22 protein-coding genes are annotated in these 19878 nt (G+C 64.0%); 20 read left to right on the forward strand and 2 right to left on the reverse strand.

The genetic code is table 11. From position 1 onward, the window contains the following. Positions 1 to 876 (reverse strand): phytanoyl-CoA dioxygenase family protein, encoded by an 876-nt coding sequence (locus B1964_RS12225; protein WP_079929927.1) that lies wholly within the window; start codon positions 874 to 876, stop codon positions 1 to 3. Beyond that, positions 873 to 2084: a glutamate-cysteine ligase family protein gene (locus B1964_RS12230; protein ID WP_253193972.1), complete on the reverse strand. Its 1212-nt coding sequence runs from the start codon at positions 2082 to 2084 to the stop codon at positions 873 to 875. Before B1964_RS12230 ends, B1964_RS12225 begins: the two co-directional genes overlap by 4 nt. Positions 2085 to 2260: 176 nt before the next feature. Between B1964_RS12230 and B1964_RS12235 the strand changes: the two genes are divergently transcribed. The 20 genes from B1964_RS12235 to B1964_RS12330 all read left to right on the forward strand — a co-directional run. Beyond that, the gene (locus tag B1964_RS12235; RefSeq protein WP_079929929.1) at positions 2261 to 3469 is read left to right on the forward strand and encodes a CoA transferase; all 1209 of its coding nucleotides are present in this window, start codon (positions 2261 to 2263) and stop codon (positions 3467 to 3469) included. A gap of 10 nt (positions 3470 to 3479) precedes the next feature. Further along, complete coding sequence (locus B1964_RS12240) at positions 3480 to 4160, forward strand: SDR family oxidoreductase (protein WP_079929930.1); 681 nt, start codon at positions 3480 to 3482, stop codon at positions 4158 to 4160. A gap of 79 nt (positions 4161 to 4239) precedes the next feature. Further along, positions 4240 to 4959: a glutathione S-transferase C-terminal domain-containing protein gene (locus B1964_RS12245; RefSeq protein ID WP_079929947.1), complete on the forward strand. Its 720-nt coding sequence runs from the start codon at positions 4240 to 4242 to the stop codon at positions 4957 to 4959. A 44-nt stretch (positions 4960 to 5003) separates the two neighbouring features. After that, positions 5004 to 5714 carry a glutathione S-transferase N-terminal domain-containing protein gene (locus tag B1964_RS12250; RefSeq protein ID WP_079929931.1) on the forward strand — a complete coding sequence of 237 codons (711 nt, stop codon included), beginning with the start codon at positions 5004 to 5006 and terminating at the stop codon, positions 5712 to 5714. After that, on the forward strand, positions 5711 to 7144 hold the full coding sequence (gene tadD, locus B1964_RS12255; RefSeq protein ID WP_079929932.1) for a non-phosphorylative glyceraldehyde 3-phosphate dehydrogenase TadD: 1434 nt from the start codon (positions 5711 to 5713) through the stop codon (positions 7142 to 7144). The genes B1964_RS12250 and tadD overlap by 4 nt, the downstream gene beginning before the upstream one ends. A 141-nt stretch (positions 7145 to 7285) precedes the next feature. Next, the gene (gene isoA, locus B1964_RS12260) at positions 7286 to 8806 is read left to right on the forward strand and encodes an isoprene monooxygenase oxygenase subunit alpha (protein WP_079929933.1); all 1521 of its coding nucleotides are present in this window, start codon (positions 7286 to 7288) and stop codon (positions 8804 to 8806) included. A 22-nt stretch (positions 8807 to 8828) separates the two neighbouring features. Continuing rightward, positions 8829 to 9116 (forward strand): toluene-4-monooxygenase system B family protein, encoded by a 288-nt coding sequence (locus B1964_RS12265; protein ID WP_079929934.1) that lies wholly within the window; start codon positions 8829 to 8831, stop codon positions 9114 to 9116. Beyond that, positions 9109 to 9441, forward strand: a complete 333-nt coding sequence (locus B1964_RS12270) for a Rieske 2Fe-2S domain-containing protein (RefSeq protein ID WP_276113510.1) — start codon at positions 9109 to 9111, stop codon at positions 9439 to 9441. The genes B1964_RS12265 and B1964_RS12270 overlap by 8 nt, the downstream gene beginning before the upstream one ends. 20 nt (positions 9442 to 9461) lie before the next feature. Next, positions 9462 to 9782, forward strand: a complete 321-nt coding sequence (locus B1964_RS12275; RefSeq protein ID WP_139765711.1) for an MmoB/DmpM family protein — start codon at positions 9462 to 9464, stop codon at positions 9780 to 9782. A 3-nt stretch (positions 9783 to 9785) separates the two neighbouring features. After that, positions 9786 to 10802, forward strand: a complete 1017-nt coding sequence (locus tag B1964_RS12280) for a toluene hydroxylase (RefSeq protein ID WP_079929949.1) — start codon at positions 9786 to 9788, stop codon at positions 10800 to 10802. 58 nt (positions 10803 to 10860) lie between these two features. Next, complete coding sequence (locus B1964_RS12285; protein ID WP_079929936.1) at positions 10861 to 11886, forward strand: 2Fe-2S iron-sulfur cluster binding domain-containing protein; 1026 nt, start codon at positions 10861 to 10863, stop codon at positions 11884 to 11886. A gap of 53 nt (positions 11887 to 11939) precedes the next feature. Continuing rightward, the gene (locus B1964_RS12290) at positions 11940 to 13322 is read left to right on the forward strand and encodes an aldehyde dehydrogenase family protein (RefSeq protein ID WP_079929937.1); all 1383 of its coding nucleotides are present in this window, start codon (positions 11940 to 11942) and stop codon (positions 13320 to 13322) included. Beyond that, complete coding sequence (gene gshB / locus B1964_RS12295) at positions 13319 to 14362, forward strand: glutathione synthase (RefSeq protein ID WP_253193973.1); 1044 nt, start codon at positions 13319 to 13321, stop codon at positions 14360 to 14362. Before B1964_RS12290 ends, gshB begins: the two co-directional genes overlap by 4 nt. Further along, positions 14359 to 15753 (forward strand): FAD-dependent oxidoreductase, encoded by a 1395-nt coding sequence (locus tag B1964_RS12300; RefSeq protein ID WP_079929938.1) that lies wholly within the window; start codon positions 14359 to 14361, stop codon positions 15751 to 15753. The genes gshB and B1964_RS12300 overlap by 4 nt, the downstream gene beginning before the upstream one ends. 90 nt (positions 15754 to 15843) lie before the next feature. After that, a complete protein-coding gene (locus tag B1964_RS12305; RefSeq protein ID WP_172398825.1) occupies positions 15844 to 16812 on the forward strand; it encodes a helix-turn-helix domain-containing protein in 969 nt (322 codons plus the stop codon). Positions 16813 to 17029: 217 nt separating this feature from the next. Further along, entirely contained in the window at positions 17030 to 17443 is a 414-nt protein-coding gene (locus B1964_RS12310; protein ID WP_079929940.1) for a hypothetical protein, read from the forward strand. A gap of 126 nt (positions 17444 to 17569) precedes the next feature. Further along, a complete protein-coding gene (locus tag B1964_RS12315; RefSeq protein ID WP_079929941.1) occupies positions 17570 to 18025 on the forward strand; it encodes a hypothetical protein in 456 nt (151 codons plus the stop codon). Continuing rightward, on the forward strand, positions 18022 to 18606 hold the full coding sequence (locus tag B1964_RS12320) for a hypothetical protein (protein WP_079929942.1): 585 nt from the start codon (positions 18022 to 18024) through the stop codon (positions 18604 to 18606). Before B1964_RS12315 ends, B1964_RS12320 begins: the two co-directional genes overlap by 4 nt. 7 nt (positions 18607 to 18613) lie before the next feature. Continuing rightward, positions 18614 to 19147, forward strand: a complete 534-nt coding sequence (locus B1964_RS12325) for a hypothetical protein (RefSeq protein WP_079929943.1) — start codon at positions 18614 to 18616, stop codon at positions 19145 to 19147. A gap of 62 nt (positions 19148 to 19209) precedes the next feature. Then, positions 19210 to 19878: hypothetical protein (locus tag B1964_RS12330; RefSeq protein WP_216354239.1), on the forward strand; the 669-nt coding region annotated here is incomplete at its 3' end.

The following is a 19878-nucleotide window of genomic DNA, read 5'->3' on the forward strand; positions in this document are numbered from 1 at the left end:
TCAGACCACCGGGAATAGATCGCCGGCGATCGGTTGACCGGCAATGACATCGGGCGGATCGAAGTCGCCGATGGTGCCGATGTGATCGAAGGAGGTGCCCGGCCTCGGATCCCAGACGACGTCGTCGCCGACGAAAATCGTTGTCACCGCACGCCGATATCGGGCCGATGCGTTGCGTGGTGACCCGTGCACGGTCTTCGGATGATGCAGAAGTGCGTCCCCGGGATTGGCTTCGCCGACGAACCATGCTGCGGGACTGTCGGTGAACGCCTCGGGGATCTCCGGGTACGGGGATTGTCCATAGATCGCCGACACCTTCGGGTCGCCGCTGAAACTCCGTGGCCGATACACCGGCCCCCGATGCGAGCCCTTGAGGTAGCGGACCGCACCACTGTCGGGCGTGACGACGTCCAGCGGTACCCAGATCCGAAAGTGCAGTGAGCCGCGAATCGGGAGATAGGCGAAGTCCTGATGGTAGGGCGCTCCGGTGCCGGCGCCCGGTTCTTGAGCGAACACCTGATCGTAGAAGAAGCGCAGCCGGCTGTTGGCGGGCTGCATCTGCGCCGCGATCTCGCGGGTCGGTCCGTGCAGCGCCCATATGTCGAAGGCTTCGTCGACGAAGCGCGGATAGGCCTGCGAGAAGAATCGGGGGACGCCGTCGGGGGTGTAGTTCTGCGAGGTGTGGTCTGCGCGCGCCATCAGTCGGGCGACGGCCTCTCGTAGGTAGTCGATCCACTCCGACGCGATGACGCCGGGCAGCCGGACGACGCCGTCTCGCTCGAACGCCTCGCGTTCTTCGGCGGTCACCGGGCGTGTGATGCCGCCGTCCGGCGCGGCGCAACCGGACAGTTCGCGGTGCGCCGCCGAATGCGTCATCGAGCCCTCGTGGCAGCCATGCGACGCTGAAACGCGGGGACGGTGAGATCGGGCCGGTCGTCGCCGGGACAGCGGCCTCGGTGGGTGTACTCCTCGGCGAAGCCGAGGATCTCGTCGGCCGCCGAGGAGGTCTCGGGAGCCGACGACAATGCCGATACCGCGGTCGCGACAAGCGTGCGTGCGCCCTTGGCCAGGACCGGGTGAGCCAGGCCGTCTCGTGCGGCGATCGTCCAGAGATGGTGTGTATCAGGTAGTTCCAGGATGCGTGCACATACCTCGTCGTCGGCCGCGGTGGCCGCGACATGGACCGCGACCTGACGGACGTCAGGAGTGAGTGCGTCGAGCATCCGCAGTTCGAGCCACCCACGCGGACGAATCGGTGGGAACAGTGTCGTGAGGTGGTAGCGCAGGTCGTCGGCGGTCGGCCAGCCGAGTTCGTGGCCGTTGGTGAGCCAGTCGCCGAAGCTCATCCCCGGGGCGACGGCGTGTCCCTGCTCGGTATTGATGTAGAACACGTCGGCCGCCAATGCGTAGGACGCCCAATCGTGTACCGGCGAGTCGCCGACCGGGACAGGTCGGGTGCGGCCGGGGTCGATTCCCTTCCAGATCGCCTGACGCAGTGATCGCCACCGGCTTCCGTCCGGGCCGAGGCCGGGGGAGTTGGCGAACATCGCGATGAGGACCGGCCCGATCCGGTTCAGTGCGTACCAGCGCAGGTGACCACCACCTGGGCGGTGGCTGAGATTGACCTGCACGGAGGCGGTGTTCGCCATCATCCACAGGCCTTCGTCGCCACGTGCGGCATAGAACGACTCCATGGCCGCATATCGGGGCTTGTCGAGGATGCGCTGCGGTGCACGCACGGTGTCGACCGCGCACTCGGCCATCGTGAACGAGTAACTGCGCAGCCGATCGCGGAGTTCGGTGGCATCGGTGTCGACCGCGGCAAGGGCCGCGGATGCCGACGTGTGCGGCAGCGTCGAGAGTTCGATCTGTCCACCGGGTTCGATCGTGATCCGGCTGTCGGCGGGAAGTGGCTCGGTGGTGAGCGGGGTGAGGATGTCCATGGTCGGTCTTTCGAGCGTCGCGACGCCGAAGACCGGCCACTCGACCTCGACGCCCACGTTGTCGGCTCCGCATCCGCTGAACATCTCGGCTGCGATTTCGCGTACTCCCCTGCAGGACAGGGTTTTCAGGTGTGAGGGCATGGCGCCATCCATTTCGTCAGAATCCGCAAGCCGAAGAAACTTATCGGGTAAGTAGTTGACGACTAAGAGATTAATCCCTAGCATTCAGTGAGGCAAGTCACTTGGGCACTATGCCGTGTCTGCTGGCACAGCGGACACAGAATCTGCAATGAGAGGCGCTGCACATGAGTGGGCCTATGACAGGTATCAAGATCCTCGACCTCTGCTCGATGATGTCCGGCCCGTGGGCCACCGACATCCTCGGCGACCAGGGTGCCGATGTGATCAAGGTGGAGGTGCCGGGAAAGGGCGACCACGTCCGGGCACTACCCAATCGATCCGGCGACATGTCGGCGATGTTCGTGAATGTGAACCGGTCGAAGCGGTCGCTAACCCTGGATCTCAAGACACCGGAGGGTGTCGCAGTGTTCAAGCGCCTCGCGGCGGACGCCGACGTGATCGTTCAGAACTTTCGTCCAGGAGTCGTTGAGCGGTTGGGGATCTCGTACGATGATCTGGCTCCGCTGAACAGTCGGCTCATCTATCTCTCGCTCAGTGGGTTCGGGGAGGGTGGACCGCTGTCGGGTCAGCGCGTCTACGACTCGCTGATCCAGGGACTCACCGGGCTCACGACCGTCCAGGCGGGTTCGGACAATGAGCGGCCGAGGCTGATCCGTACCATCCTCCCGGACAAGCTCACCGCAGTTGTTGCGGCCCAGGCACTGTCAGCCGCATTGTTCGCCCGCGAGCGCTCCGGCGGCGACGGACAGCACATCAGGCTCTCCATGCTCGAGGCGGTGCTGTCGTTCCTGTGGGCATCGGACATGGGTGCCTACACCTTCGCCGACAAGCCGGTGCCGATCGAGAAGGGCGGTAGCTTCATCGACCTCATCTACCAGACCGCGGACGGCTACATCACCATCGCCACCAACAGCAACGTCGAGTGGCAGAACATGTGTCGCGCTCTGGGTCATCCCGAGTGGATCGACGACGAGCGATTCACCACTCCCACAGGACGTTTGGAGAACATCAACGAACGACTGGAGCTGATCCAGAGCGTTCTGACCGACAAGACGTCTGCAGAATGGCTCGAGGCCCTCGATGGTCACGACGTTCCCGCGGCACCGATCCTCAAGCGCTCAGAGGTGATCGAGCACCCGCAGGTGCTCTCCACCGGCATCGTGGTCGAGTCGGAGCACCCGTTCGCCGGACGTCTCCGCCAGGCCCGTGTGGCGGCGCGATTCCTCGGCACGGTGCCCGACGCCCCGCGTGGTGCACCCAAGCTCGGTGAGCACAACCGCGAGGTCCTCGCCGACTACGGATTCGCCGACAACGAGATCGACCAGCTGATCGCCACCGGCGTTCTCGGGTCGGAACAGGAACTCATCGCGACCGCGCAGGCGTGAAAGGAAAGACATGTCAAGCGTTTTGGTGGTCGGAGCCGACAAGGGCATTGCGCACTCGATAGTGCGACAGCTGCACGCTCGCGGTGACGAGGTCATCGCGGCCTGCCTCTTCGACGGTGACGATCTGCGTGCGGACGGCATCACGGTCCAACCGCAGGTGGATGTGTCGTCGGGGGAGTCCATCGAGCGTCTCGCGGCACGGCTCACCGCCGAAGGTGTCAAACTCGACGCGCTCTATCACGTCGCCGGCGTGATGTGGCTCGACGAACTCGGCGACATCGATTACGACTCGTTCCGAAAGCAATTCGAGATCAACGCGATCGGACCGCTGCGCACAGTCGAGGCGCTCCGGGGACTCCTCATCCCTGGCGCCAAGGTCGGCATCGTGACGAGTCGCGTCGGATCGCTGGTGGACAACACCTCCGGCGGAATGTACGCCTACCGCATCTCCAAGGCGGCGGCGAACATGGTGGGGCTCAACCTCCATCACGATCTCTCCAAAGCCGGCGTGAGTGTACTGATGCTGCATCCGGGAATGGTCGCCACCGACCTCACCAAGGACTTCCCGGGTGATCATGAGTACATCACCGCCGATCAGGCTGCCGCCGGCCTCATCCGGAACATCGACAACCTGACCCCCCAGACCTCTGGTCGGTTCCAACACTCGAACGGCACCTATCTCGACTGGTGACCGCGACGTCGGCGAACGGTTCTCCGGCAAGGAATATCGCAGTATCCCCTCACCCTCAATGTGGAAGGAAATCAACACAATGACCACAACCGTCTTCGGCTATGTTCCGGCCTGGGGCATCCCCGACATCAGCCCGTACGTGACCAAGGTCGTCAACTACATGACCTTCACCGGAATCCCGTTCGAGCACAAGTCCCAGGATCTCGCGACCCTGGACCAGGATTCGCCGCACGGCAAGTTGCCCTACATCGTCGAGGACGATGGAAACAAGGTCGGCGACTCCAATACCATCATCGCCCACTTCAAGGAGAAGTACGGCGACAAGCTCGACGCAGATCTCACGAAAGAGCAACGCGCACAGGCGCTCGCATGGAACCGTCTCATCGAGGAGCACCTCTACTGGAGCGGCATCATCCAGCCGCGGTGGCGTGATGACCAGGGGTGGGAGGTCTACATCCCCTACATCGTCCAGGGTGCGGAGGTGACCCCGGAGATGCGCGAAGGGCTCGACGCCTTCCGCGGTCGCATTCTCGCCGAATTCGACGGCCAGGGCATGGGGCGTCGTAGCGAGGCCGTCGTGTTCGACTTCTTCAAGGCCGACATCGACGCGATCTCCGACTTCCTCGGCGACAAGCCGTATTTCTTCGGCGACAAGCTGCACAGCATCGACGCCTCGGTGTACTCGACACTGCGGCACGTGGCCGACCAGCCCCAGCAGTGGCTGGGCACCGGATACGTCCAGTCGAAGCAGAACCTCGTCGACTACATGGATCGCATCCGCAAGGAATACGACATCTGATTCCCTCCCTAGGGATCTCGACCAGACCAGAAAGTCTCCAGGACATGATTGATCTCTACTACTACACCAGCCCCAACGTGCGGAAGATCTTGATCGCACTCGAGGAGCTGGGCCTCGAGTACGACATCAAGTGGACCGACATCACGGCCGGTGATCAGTTCGCGCCGCAGTATGTGGAGGTCAATCCGAACAGTAAGGTGCCGGCCATCGTGGACCACGATGGCCCCGGTGGCCGGCCCTTGCCGTTGTTCGAGTCGGGCGCGATCCTGGTGTACCTCGCCGAGAAGACCGGCAAGCTCCTGCCCACGGATCCGGCGTTGCGCTATGAGGCCCTGGCGTGGCTCTTCTGGCAGGTGGCCAATCAGGGTCCGATGTCGGGGCAGGCTGCACATTTCACCACATACGCGCCGAAGGCCGGTCACGACATCCCTTATGCGCGAGGACGATACGCAAACGAGATCGCGCGCATCTATCGGATACTCGAGACCAGGCTCGAGAGTCGGGAGTATCTCGTCGGCGGAGAGTATTCGATTGCCGACATCTCCTGCTTCCCGTGGACGCGTGTCGCCAAGGGGCACGGCATCTCGATTGGCGACTACCCGAGAGTCAAGGAATGGTCGGATCGAATCGCCGCGCGCCCCGCGGCGAAGGTGCGAATCAACGATCCGCGCGAGGAAAAGGCCAAGCAGGACAACAAGAACTACTCAGCAGAACAGTTTCAGACACTTTTCCGACCGGAGGGACAAAAGGCATGACCAGCACGAGCACCACGGATCGCACGGCGGCGCCGGGGCTGACCATCGACGGCGCTGTCGTTCACACCGACACCCGGCGGCCGGTGCTGAATCCGGCCACCGAGCAGGTGTTCACCGAGGTGCCGGAGGCTGGTGTCGGGGATCTCGATGTGGCTGTCGACGCAGCACGCGAGGCAGCAATCGACTGGCGGGCCCGCGACCTCTCCGATCGACAGGCACTGACCCTGGCGTTCGTCGACAAGGTCCGGGACAACATCGACGAGCTCGCCCGTCTGGTGACCCTGGAGCAGGGCAAGCCGCTCGCCAAGGCTGCGGGCGAAATCGATTCGGGTCTAAGGGCATTGACCCGATATGCGGGTCTCGACATTCCGGTCGAGGTGATCCGGGATGACGAGAACGAACTCGTCGAGGTGCATCGGGAACCGGTGGGTGTGGTCGGTGGGATCACCGCCTGGAACTATCCGTTGCTGCTGGCACTGTGGAAGATCGGCCCGGCATTGGTGACCGGCAGCCCGATCATCCTCAAGCCGTCGCCGTTGACGCCGGTCGCCACGCTTCGCCTCGGCGAGTTGGCGCAAGAGGTGCTGCCGGCCGGTGTGGTCCAGGTCCTCAGTGGCGGTGACGATCTCGGCAAGGCAATCTCGACGCATCCGGGTATCAACAAGATCAGCTTCACCGGATCCGAACGCGCCGGCACGTCGATCATGTCGGCCGCCGGTCCGACGCTCAAGCGACTGACCCTCGAACTCGGTGGCAACGACCCGGGCATCGTGCTCGACGACGTCGACGTGGAGGCGATCGCGGCGGGTCTGTACTGGGGTGGGCTGTCGAACTGCGGACAGGTGTGCGCCGGGCTCAAGCGGCTCTACGTGCCCACCGGTCTGGCGTCACAGATCGAGGAAGCCCTCGCCGAGATCGCCAAGACCGTGACCGTGGGCAACGGACTGGACGAGGGTGTCGATATGGGCCCGATCCAGAACGAGGCGCAGTACCGTAAGGTCGCCGGTTACGTCGAGGACGCGGAGCGGCGTGGTGCCGAGGTCTACTTCCGCGGTGAGATCCCGGACGGCCCAGGCTATTTCCACCCCATCACCCTGGTGCGTGGACTTGCCGACGACGTTCCGCTGGCGGCCGAGGAGCAGTTCGGCCCGGTGCTTCCGGTCCTGACCTACGACGACGTCGACGACGTGATCGCGCGTGCGAACAATTCACCCCTGGGGCTCGGGGCGTCGGTCTGGTCGTCCGACGAATCCCGGTCGCGCGCTATCGCCGACCGGATCGAGGCCGGCTCGGTGTGGATCAACAACCACCCGCTGCTCACCTCGGACGTTCCCTTCGGCGGGATCAAGCAGTCCGGCCTCGGGGTCGAGCAGTCGATCCACGGAGTCCTCGCCTACACCGACATCAAGGTGGTCCGAGTCACCCGCTGACTCGATCCCCGGTGTCGGTCCAACACACCGACAACACAACCGAATACCGAGAACTACTCATCCGCGGTCGGCGTCTGCCGATGACCCGAATGCAGCCCGGAATGGGATATCCGTAGTGATACGAGAGGGAAGGCACAACACATGTTGTTGAACAGAGACGATTGGTATGACACCTCACGAGATCTCGATTGGGAGTTGAGTTACGTCGATCCCAAGGTGGCATTCCCCGCAGCGTGGTCCGGAGTGGGTGACATCCCCAAGGAGGCCTGGTCCAAGTGGGATGAGCCGTTCCGGGTGTCCTACCGCGATTACGTGCGCATCCAGCGTGAGAAGGAATCCGGTGTCAAGGCGGTCAGCGGTGCACTCGGACGTGCCGGGCTCTACGAGAAGCTCGACCCCGCACACGTGGCCGCCTCCCACCTGCACATGGGCACCACCTGCATGGTCGAGCACATGGCCGTGACGATGCAGAGCAGGTTCTGCCGCTTCGCGCCCTCGACGCGGTGGCGCAACCTCGGTGTGTTCGGCATGCTCGACGAGACCCGCCACACCCAGCTCGACATGCGCTTCTCGCACGACCTGCTGAAGAAGGACCCGCGATTCGACTGGGCGCAGAAGGCATTCCATACCAACGAGTGGGGTGTGCTGGCCGTCAAGAACTTCTTCGACGACGCGATGCTCAACGCCGACTGCGTCGAGGCTGCGCTGGCCAGCAGCCTCACCGTGGAGCACGGATTCACCAACATCCAGTTCGTGGCGCTGGCCGCCGATGCCATGGAAGCCGGCGACATCAACTGGTCGAATCTGTTGTCCTCCATCCAGACCGATGAGGCCCGCCACGCCCAGCAGGGATTCCCGACACTCGAGGTTCTGATGGAGCACGACCCGCAGCGCGCCCAGACCGCGCTCGACGTCGCGTTCTGGCGGGCGACGCGTCTGTTCCAGACGTTGACCGGGCCCGCGATGGACTACTACACGCCGCTCGAACAGCGCAAGATGAGCTTCAAGGAGTTCATGCTGGAGTGGATCGTTAACCACCACGAGCGCATCCTCAACGATTACGGCCTGAAGAAGCCGTGGTACTGGGACAAGTTCCTGCTGTCGCTGGAGAACGGTCACCACGCGATGCACATCGGTACCTGGTTCTGGCGTCCCACCCTGTTCTGGAAGCCGAATGCCGGTGTGTCCAAGGACGAGCGGGCCTGGCTCAACGAGAAGTACCCGACGTGGGAAGACAACTGGGGCGTCATGTGGGACGAGATCATCCACAACGTCAACGTCGACCGCATCGAGAACACGCTGCCCGATACGCTGCCCTCGCTGTGTAACCTCACGCAGCTGCCGCTCGGCTCCGCGTTCTCGCGGCACGAGTTGGCCGACCACAGCCTCGAGTACAAGGGGCGGCTGTACCATTTCGACTCCGACATCTCAAAGTGGTGCTTCGAGCAGGATCCCGAGCGGTACGCCGGCCACCAGAACTTCATCGACAGGTTCATCGCCGGTCAGATCCAGCCTGCCGACCTCGCCGGCGGTCTGCTCTACATGGGCCTGACACCCGATGTCATGGGTGACGACGTCTACGAGTACGCGTGGGCGAAGGACTATGCCGAGACCCCGGCTGCCGATTCCGCTTCGACCGTCGCCGCGACGGCGATGGCCTGACGAGCTCGAAAGGAGTAGTCCCATGGCACCATTCCCCATCACCGGCCGGTTCGTGACCGACTTCGTTCCGCACCTGGTGGCCATCGACACCGAGGACACCTGGGACGAGGTGGCCAAAAAGGTTGCGCTGCACAGCGTTGGACGGCGGGTCGCCGCCCGCGATCCGCATCCCGGCTACGACGTTCTTCTCAATGGCAAGGTGTTGCCCCCGACCGGCAAGGTCGAGGAGACCTTCGCCGCACAGCCGGTACCTCCCCTGCAGTGGTTCGATGTCCGGTTCCGGGAGACCGCGGGGGTGTCCGGTGGGTGAAGGCGACTTCGTCGACCTCGTCGAGGCGGACGAGCTCTGGGACGGTGAGATGGAATCGTTCGATGTGGGCGACGAGGAGGTGCTCGTCGTGAAGGTCGACGGCGAGGTTCGTGCCTACGACGGAATCTGTCCACACCAGAGCATCTCGCTCGTGGAAGGCGAACTGGAGAACGGGGTCGTCACGTGCCGGGCTCACGAGTGGCAGTTCGATGCGCTCACCGGTGACGGCGTCAATCCCACCGATACCTGTCTGAAATCGCATGACGTCCGTGTGGTGGACGGCGTGATCCAAGTGCGGCTGCGCAGTCACGCCGCCACTGCATGAATGAGGAGTACGAAAATCCAATGAGTGTTCTCGAGATGGAATCCGGTGGGGAGTCGTCTCCCAATCTGGTGGGACCTGTCATCCGCTCGGGCGATCTCGCCGAGGCGGTCATCGACGCGATCGAAGCCGACAACCCCGACCGTGACGTCCTGGTCCTCGACCGCGACGACTACGTCCGGATTCACACGGTGGGCGAGTGCCGGCTCACCCAGGTGAGCTTGGCGAAGTTCTACGGCCAGGCATATGCGTTGTCGGCCCTGGAGATCGACATGCCCTCTTTCAAAGGCCGGTTGTCGACTCGAACCAACGAATACCGCTGGTACTACGAGAATGAGGCGTGAATGATGAGCGAGAAAGCAACGAAGGCCCGTAAGCGCGGGCTCAAGACGTGGAGCGCGTTCGGCAATCTGGGGCGCCGACCCACCGAATACGAGATCCTGACCCACAACATGAACCACACCACCGGTGAGGTTCCGCTGGAGATGGGACCGGACGTCCACGGCAACGTGTGGTTGCGCGAACACCGTGATTCGATGCCGCTGAACAACGTCGATTGGGATGCGTTCCGTGATCCCGACGCGATGATCTACGGCACCTACGTCGCGAGCCAGGACGACCAGGAAACCTACGTCGAGTACCTCCTCGAGCAATTCGACTCGGAAGGGTACGACGAAGGTCTCAACGAGGAGCAGCTCTCGCTGCTACGTACCGCGATCACGCCCACCCGGTATGTCGCACACAGCCAGCAGATGCTGTCGGCCTATGTGCAGCAGCTCGCGGTGAGCAGCTACGTCGCCAACTGCGCCGCCTTCCAGACGGCCGATCAGCTGCGCCGCGTGCAGTTGCTCGCCTACCGGACGACCCAGTTGAAACTTGCTCACCCCGACCGAGGTTTCGCGACCGGTGAGAAGGCCGACTGGACCGAGAATCCGCAATGGCAGCCGATCCGTGAGGCGTTCGAGTGGGCCTTGGTCGAATTCGACTGGGACCGCGCGTTTGTCGTGACGAATCTCGTTGTCAAGCCGATCGCCGACCAACTGTTCCTGGCGCAGGCATCCCGGCAGCTGAGTGCGTGCGGAGCACGGTTGGACTCGTTGATCGCCGAGAATCTGCTCAACGACAGCGAGCGCAGCGTGCGGTGGACGACCGCCCTCGTCAAGCATCTCACCGAAGCCGACCCGGCAAACCTCGAGGTGCTGCAAGGACATCTCAACGACTGGGTCGACCGTGGCGACGAGATGCTCCGAGCGGGGGCGGCACTGCTGGCCACCCTGAGCGGCCGGAAGTCCGATGCCATCGAGGCCGATGTGCGATCGACCTGGCACGGCATGCTCGAGTCCGTCGGACTCCGCGCCCAGTAGGACCGCGTCGCGCGGTACTGCGCCCAGCAGTACAGCGCCGAGAAGAACAAGGAGTGCCATGACAGCGTCGGCGGAATTCGTGAACCACAACCGTCGAATCGACTGTGAACCGGGCGAAACCCTGCTTCGGGCAGGTTTGCGCGCGGGTCTGTCGTTACCCTACGAGTGCGCCAGTGGAGGCTGCGGGAGCTGCCGCGCGCAACTGCTCGAAGGGAGCGTCGAATCGCTGTGGCCGGATGCGACCGGGCTCACCGATCGCGACCGCCGGCGCGGTAATCGCATCCTCATGTGTCAGTCGGTTCCCACCGAGGACTGTCGCCTCAAGGCGCCGGTCCTCGGTGAGGAGCCGGCTGCACCTGAACCGGTTCCCCGCAAGATGAGCGCCGTGCTGCGGCGCCGCGAGATGCTCACCGAGGACACTGCCCTGTTCGTGCTGGGTTTCGACGAGCCGGTCGACTACCTGCCCGGGCAGTTCATGCTCCTTGAATCCGCCGACGGTATCCGCCGCGCCTACTCGATGGCCCATCCGGCCGGCGAGATCGGCAGCACCGACATCGAATTCATCATCCGGGCCAAACCCGGTGGTGCGGGTTCGCGATGGCTCTTCGAACACCTGGCCTCGGGAGACGATCTTCTCGTCGAGGGACCGTACGGTCGGGCGTACGCGCGGCACGATTCCGATCGGCCGGTCGTCTCGATCGCCGGCGGTACCGGCCTGGCGCCGGTCCTGGCGATCACCGATCGCGTGCTGTCACAGGGCAAGTGCCCGCAGCTGGACTTCTACTTCGGGGTTCGGCGAGGGACCGATCTCGTGGTGATCGAACGCCTGGAGAAGCTCGCCGCGATGGGTGCCCGGGTGACCTTGTCGGTGCAGGAGCCGGCCGATGACCTGACGGTTCCTGCGAACATGACCGTGCGACCGGGCCTCGTCATCGACGCGGTCGCCCAGGATTGGGACGACTTGTCCGGCCACGACATCTACCTCGCAGGGCCGGCCGGTATGGTCGACGCCGCCCTGCGCGCGCTGCTACGGGAGCGCAGCGCGCTCGCCGACCGTGTCTTCTTCGACCGCTTCATAGCCTGACCACCCGCGCGACAATCCGTCATCACTACCCGATGATCTCGGAAAGGACCATCATGATCGTCGACACTCTTCCCAACGCACTGCCCACAGACGACAACTATGGTCGCAACTTCATCGGCGGTGAATGGAAGTTCCCGGCTGCGCCATACGAATTCGAGATCCGCAACCCGTTGGACAGCACGATCACCACCGAGGTGCCGTTGTCGTCGCGGATCGATGTCACCCGGGCGATCTCCGCGGCAAGCGATGCACTGCACGGCCCGTGGCGGGAGTCGCAGACGCGCGGCCGCTCGCTGGCCCGGCTCCTGCAACGCTGCACCGAGCTGAGTTCGGATCTGGCCCGCCTGCAGTGCACCGAATCCGGTCTGTCGTGGTCGGATTCGACGGCGCTGCTCGACGCCACCCTCAAGCTTGCGCGTGGCCGTCTCGCCGAGCGCGTTCTGGGTACTCCCGCCGACCAACCCCCGGCGGTGTCCGGACACATACTCTCCTGGGGCCTGCCGATCTCCGAGATACTCTTGTCGGTGTTCTCGGCACTCGTCGACGGCCACACCGTCGTCGTGAAGCCCTCTCTGCGTGGTGCTCTCACCCCGGACGCAATAGCTTTGATCGCCGGTGAGGTCGGCTTCCCGCCCGGGGTGATCAACATCGTCCAGGGCACCGGGGTCGATGTCGGCGCCGCACTGATCAGCAGCCCCGACCTGGGACGGCTGTGTGTGCACGGCAACGAGAACACGCTCGCACGCGCCTCTCGCGCCTATCCGTTCACCCATGTCCCGCTCACGACGCTGCGCGGTGGCGGCAATGCCGCCATGGTCTTTCCGGGCGCAAGCGACGATGACATCGTTAACCTCGCGGCCGAGACCGCCGCCGCCGTCCGCGTGAACAGTGCCGGCGCGCTGTTCGGGCTGCACGCCATCGCGGTGCACCAGGATCTCGCCGAGCGGGTCATCGAGGCGGTGACCGAACAGGTCCGAATCGTGCGCCCGGCACCGCTTCCGGTGGAACTCCAGCGGCGCCGCACGATGTCTCGCGTCCATCGCCTCGCTGCTGCCGGTGGGCGCGTCCGCTGCGGCGGAGCCGTGCGTGACGACATCGCACACCGCATGGGGTGGCTGGTCAGCCCGACGGTCATCGAACTGGGGCCGGCAGCCCGGGCGATCCCGTTGCTCGACGCCGTGGGTGAGCCGAGCGGACCGGTGCTGACCATCAGCACCTGGGCCACGCATTCCGACCTCGATCGGCTGTTCACCCATGCGCGTCACCGCGACGGCTACGGATCGATCTGGGGCGACGACGTCGGGCACAACACCGCTGCCTTCGGCACCATCGTCCGCGGACAGAGCCCGTTGGGGGCGGCTCGCGCCGGACTGGTGCCGCGCGGATGGTACGAGGGAGTCGGCGTACAGGGCGCCACGACGGGCGTGAAGCGATGACGCGCGCCCCCTCGATGCTCGCCGCCGAGTGCGGTGGCCGGGCCGCGCGTGCGGGCCGACCCTACGTGTTCATCATCGACCCGCTCAAAGATCTACAGCCGCACCATGATACGTCGGTCGCGCTCATGGAGGCCGCGCAGTTGGCGCACCATCGGGTGCTGGTCACCGAGATCGGTGGTCTTTCCATCCGCGACGGACGTGCGGTCGCGCGGGTGTCGGAGGTGACGCTGAGCCCTGCGGTCCTGGCCGATGGCCACTGGATCACCAAACCCGATTGGTACACGATCGCGCCGGCCGAGGACCTGGTGCTCGACGAGGCCGCCGCGGTGTTCATGCGTACCGATCCCCCGGTGGACGCCGACTACCTCAGGGCCACATACATTCTCGACTTCGTCGATCCGCACCGGACATTGATGGTTAACTCACCACGATCACTGCGGGAGGCCAACGAGAAGCTCTTCGCCCTCCGTCTGCCGCATCTGGGGCCTCCGACGATCGTGACCGCGGACCGCGAGTTGATCGCGGCGACGGTTCGTCAGTGGGGAGCTGCGGTACTCAAACCGACCGACGGTATGGGTGGTCGTGGCATCATGATGCTGCGGCCCGGTGATCCCAATCTGGGTTCGATCCTGGATTCGGCCACCCGGTCGGGTCAGGGACAGGTGGTGATACAGAAATATCTCCCTCAGGTCAGCGACGGTGATCGCCGGGTGATCGTGCTCGACGGTGAACCCGTCGGGGTGATCCGACGACTGGCCTCGCATGGCGAATTCCGGTGCAATATGGCCGCGGGCGCATCCGTTGCCGCCGACGCGGTGACCGCGAGAGACTGCGAGATCTGTGCCGAACTGGCACCTTTGTTGTCGGCGAACGGGATTCATTTCGCCGGGATCGACATCATCGGTGGCATGCTGACTGAGGTCAACGTGACGAGCCCGACGGGTATCCGCGAGATCGACGCATTGTGTGGTACCGCGCTGGGTACACGCGTCATCGACTGGGCGGATGCGATCGTGGCGACTCGGATGGGGCAGCGATGACGGTGGCGGAACGGATTCTGGTCGTCGGCGCCGACGCAGCCGGCATGAGTGCGGCACACCAGGCATTGCGCACGGCCCGCACCCTCGGTCGGGCCGTCGAGGTGGTGGTCCTCGAGCGGACGCGGGATACCTCCTACTCGGCGTGCGGAATCCCTTATTTGGTAAGTGGTCTCGTCGATTCGCCGGACGAGCTGAGCGCGAGGACCCCGGAGAAGCATCGGGCGATGGGAGTCGATCTGCGGCTGGGTGCCACCGCGGTGGAACTGGACATGCAGGGGCGGGTGGTCGTCGCCGAAACCGGTACCGGAGCAAGGGAACCTTTCGAGTTCGACAAGTTGGTGTTGGCGACCGGCGCCGAGCCGCTGATTCCGGCGTGGGCGCGCGATGCGGATGGGCGGATGTACCGGGGCATCAAGGCCGTCAAGACTCTGGAGGACGCGCGCTATTGGCTCGAGGTGCTCGAGGTTAGTCCTCGCCCGCACCTGCGACGTGGCCTGGTCGTTGGAGGCGGCTACATCGGACTCGAGATGGCCGAGGCTTTGCGTGAGCGGGGTTACGAGTGCACCCTGGTCACCCGGTCGCGAGTGATGAGTTCGATGGACCGGGTGATGAGCGAACGCATCGAGTCCGCCCTCGGCCAGGCCGGGGTCCAGGTGCTCACCGACACCGTGGTCGACGGCATCACGGTCGCCGACGACGGGACCAAACGCGTCCGGATGAGTGGCGGGGAGGAGATCGATGTCGATCTCATCATGCTCGGGCTCGGAGTGACGCCGGCATCTGCGCTCGGCGCCGATGCCGGACTCGCCGTCGGCGAACACGGTGGATATCTCACCGACGAGCATCAGCGGCTCGCCGAGAACGTCTGGGCGGCCGGGGATTGTTGCGAGGTGTACGACCGGATGCGGGGTAAGAATGCGTTCCTGCCGTTGGGAACCCACGCGAACAAGCAGGGGCGCATCTGCGGTTTCAATGTGATGGGTGAAAGCCGAAAGTTCAATGGTGCGCTGGGCACCGCCATCACCCGGTTCAGTGTCGGTGACACCCACGTCGAGATCGCGCGGACCGGATTGAGTATGGGGCAGGCCGTCGAAGTGGGGTACGACCCCGAAGGGTTGGTCACCGAGGGTGGCACGGCCAGTGGGTACATGGCCGAGCGTGCCCCGATCATGACGAATGTCATCGCCGATCGGGGCTCACGCAGTTTGCTGGGCGTGCAGATCGTCGGTGGTCGTGGCGCGGGCAAGCGGATCGACACGGCTGCTGCTGCTCTGTGGGGAGAGATGAGCGTCGACCATCTCGCGGAGATGGATCTGTCGTACGCGCCACCGTTTGCGACCGTATGGGAGGCGATCCAGCTGTCGGCGCGCCGGCTCGCCGACCGACTCTAGACCGGCCACCCGCGCCGGGGTGTCCGGCGCGGGTGGCCGTGGTCAGAACGAGGGTCCACCGTGGCGGTGACCTGAAGATGGATGAGAGCCATGACGGATACCCGAGGCACAGATCCGTCCGCGTCGTGGTGCGCGGGAAGGCCGGCCGGTGAGTCGCGACTGTCGGATCTGCTGGAAACGCTCCTGGTTGATTCCTCCGGCGGGCTGAGGTCCGTCGGGGAACTGCGCCTGGCGTGGCCCGGTGTGCAGCTGCTTCGGTTCACCGGACCCGAGATCACGGTCGCCGGGAGCCAGAGCGGGCCGGTGTTCTGTTTCGCGATTCGAGGCCACCTCCACACCACCACCCCGCGTCGAGCCTTCGTTCCCGGACCAGGCTGGGGATTCGCCATCGCGACTGGCGTCCAGAGCGGCTTGATGGCATTGGGCGGTAATGAGTTTCGCAATCATCTCACCTTGTCGGTGGAACTCACGCAGGAATGCTGTCGCCGGGCGGCGTATGACATCGTCGACGGACTCGATGCCCCGACTTTGCAGGCCGATCAGCCCGACGGGGTGGCCGCCTTTCCCTATGGTCCCGAATTACGTTGTGCTCTGGGGCGTTTCGTACAGGCGCTCGGTGACGAGCGATCCCGCCGGACGTTGGCACCGCTCTACTACGAAGAGATCGCTCACCTTCTGTTTCGGGTCCCGGAGGTGCGACCGGTGTTCACCTCGGCGCTACGAGACGCCGGACAGGCAGACCCCGTCCATCAAGCGGTCCGGTACATGCGGGAGAACCTCACCGCCAACATCACCGTCACCGATCTTGCGCGCGAGGTCTCGTTGAGCCCTTCGGCTTTTGCACATTCGTTCCGGGCCAGCACCGGCACAACACCATACCAGTATCTCAAGCGTGTGCGGCTCGAGGCCGCGCACACGATGCTCCTCAGCGACCCGGCGGCGTCGGTAAGCGACATCGCGCGGACCGTGGGTTACGCCAACGCCTCCCATTTCATCAGCGAATTCAAGCGGCGATTCCGGGTGACCCCGGGCGAGCTCTCCCGCGTCCACGCGGGATGAATCACGTGGTCGGTGGCGGTTCATCGGTCGATGTCACGGATGTCGGAAAATTACTGCAGGAATCAGTAATTGACGAGTGAGAGAAATCCAGATTAGGCTGAGCGCAGCCTGTGGCAGTGAGAGTGGTCACACACAGAGCTAGTTTGCTTTTTCAATCACAGTGTGGCGCGGAGGTTTTCTGTGGCGCCACATCATCTCTGGTAAGGGGTTGCATCGCATGTCCGACAAACTGAAGTTCTTTTCCGCCGAGTGGTGTGCTGCTGCACAGGAGGCGGTCAATTCCAACCCCGAGGTGTACAAGGGTTTCAAGGATCCGGGTTCGTTCACCAATCGGATGGAGTTCGGCACGATCGGCCGCGACGATCTGGCAAGCCACCTGGAGTGGGAAGAGGCGAAGGTGACCGTGTGGACCCCGCCTCAGTTCCCCGAGGACGATCTCTGGCTGCGGATCGTCGCAAACCTCGACACCTGGCAGCGGGTCGCCGCAGGGGAGAGCGACGGCGGCAAACTGTTGCTGGCCGGCAAGATCAAGTTCGCCAAGGGGCCGATGTCGGCAGCCATCGAGAATGCGGGCGCCTTCAACGCCTTCCTCCTGTCGTGGGGACAGGTCCCGACCGACTGGGACATCTGACGACCTGACCACTCCCATCCAAGGCCATCGCGGCACGGGCAGGAGCCGGTGACAGATCGTGCTCGAAGATCTGGCCGGCTCCTGTTGTGGGATAACAACGTTCACCAAGATCAAGAGGAAGAACCCATGAGTACCGCAGAGACCACCGTATACAGCACCTCGCTCTACGACGGTGACGACGCCAACGGTGTGGCAAACGTCGTCTCCACCCTGTTGGGCCAGAATCTGGCGAACTTCCCGGCGCGGGTCAAGACCGCCAAGAAGATGTCGCGGCCGGTCACCATCTACAGCACCGACACCGAGACGGCGTGCACCATCGTTTTCGGTACCGAGGAAGCCGTTGTCTACAACGATGTCGTCGGAAAGCCGAGCGTCACCGTCATGGCGACCGTCGACCAGATCCTCGATGTGTCCCAGTTGCAGATGAAGGCCGGCGGGCTGGTGCCGGTCGGCTTCTTCACCAAACGCGGCATGGGAGTTCTCGGCCAGATCCTGGCGCACAAATTGGTGGTGAAGGGACTGCTGTCGCATACCGTGGCCTCCCTGCGGACGATCGCACTCTTGTCGGTGGTCGACTCATGACCGCTTCGGCCGCGAGACATGCTGTCGATGAGGACAATTCACCGAGATCGTCGCGGACCTTCTGGCTCCGGGCGATCGGGTTGCTGATCCTCCTCGTGGTCGTGATCTTCTATCTCACGCCGCGGATCTACAACCTGGTGGCGACGCCGTATCGACTCGATGCCGCGGTGGGGTCGGCATCGAAGTACAACCCGGCGCTCGATCGGATCGTCGGTCACGAAGAGGTCACCCTGACCGCATTCAATGCCCTCGACAGCCTCGATGCATCACTGGCATCGGTACTCAAGACCGATGCGGCTGTCGCCGACCAGCTCAAAACACTTGTGGGACAAATACGTACGGATATGGTGCCGATTCTCTCGACGGCGAATGCCAATGTCGGCGACCTCGTCGGTTCGTTGAACACCTTGACCTCGCGGATCAAGGCGCTGCAGCCGCCGGTCGACGGCGCGACGGCGGCCGTCGCGGCAGACCGCGCAACCCTGCAGGGGATTCTCGACGACGCAGCATCGACGGCGGCAAAGGTACATCAGGCCAGACTGTCTGCAGCCAACGGCGCGGGCGATCTCTCGGGAAGGTGAGGACGCGATGACATTCTTCGGACGGGCCGGCGGTCCGGCGCGAATGGTGTGGGCGGTGGTCCTGCTTGCGGTCTTGCTGCTGCTGAGTTTTGTGGTGTTCACCCTCAACGGTCGGCTCGACAACCAGCAGCGCGCCAATCTCACCACGGTCGGGGCATCCGGCCGGATCGACGAGGTCAACGACAAGGTGACCAAGGAACTCGCGCAGCTCACCGATCTGACCCACACCGCGCAGACAGCGCTCGACGCCACCCGGAAGCTCGGACCTCTGCTAACCGATCTCAACAGCGCGATCGGGGAGGCGGCAGGGTTGTTGGACTCCAGCACCGGCGGTGCGGAATTGACCAACGAGCAGTTGACGACGATCCAGGGCCTGATGGTCAAGGTCAAAAAAACCGTCACCCCACTGGTGGCCTCGGCAGGGGCGTTCGGTGATCAGGGAGATCAATTGCTCACGACTGCAAAGGGGTTGGTCGCCGACCTGCGTAGCGCGGTCGCCTCGGCCAGAACGATAAACCAGATGCTCCCGCTGCCCGGCTGATGCGGTGATCCCCAGTCGTCGCGTTCCCGCCATCACTATTCTCACGAGCTGAAAGAACGACAATGTCATCAAGTGCCGAGCACCCGTGGAATTATCACCTGGGTACTCTTGCCGATCTTCACCGGACCGACGTCCGTACCGAGGACATGCCGTATCGCGATGGCGAGACGCTACGTATGCGTCCCGATATCGATTCCGGCGAGATCCGCGGATCGAGCGGATTCGCGGTCGCCACCGAATGGATCGGTCGGGTGGCTGCCATCGTCGCGGTCGTCCTGTTCGCCCTCGTCCTGGTGACCATCCACAAGGGTCTGGCGGTCCAGCACAGTGCGCGCCAGGTCGTCGGCAACTTCCACACCGCCAACGACTATTTCGATCAACGTGCCGATCTCTCGGCACCGGCCACCGCACGGCACCAACTCGAACAGTTGCAAGGCGTGCTGACCGACCTCAACAAGTCGGCAGCGGTCGACGTCGGCAATCTCGCCGACCTCGTGCCCAACATGCAGCGGCTGTTGGCCGCAGGACAGGGCGATCAGCAGATCGCGGTGTCGCTGCAGCAGATCGCAGCCTCGCTCAAGGAGTCGGCAGGATCTCTCCGGACGATCGCGACCAGCGCCAATTCCACGGTGAGTGGTGTCAACGATCAGCTGGGTGTCGCCATCGATCTGGTGGAGGAACTCAACAACGAACTATCCAGAACCACAAAGAAACTCGCTCCGATTCCCGCT

Origin of the sequence: Gordonia sp. i37 (assembly GCF_002043085.1) — a bacterium.
In the GTDB taxonomy this organism is placed as follows: domain Bacteria; phylum Actinomycetota; class Actinomycetes; order Mycobacteriales; family Mycobacteriaceae; genus Gordonia; species Gordonia polyisoprenivorans.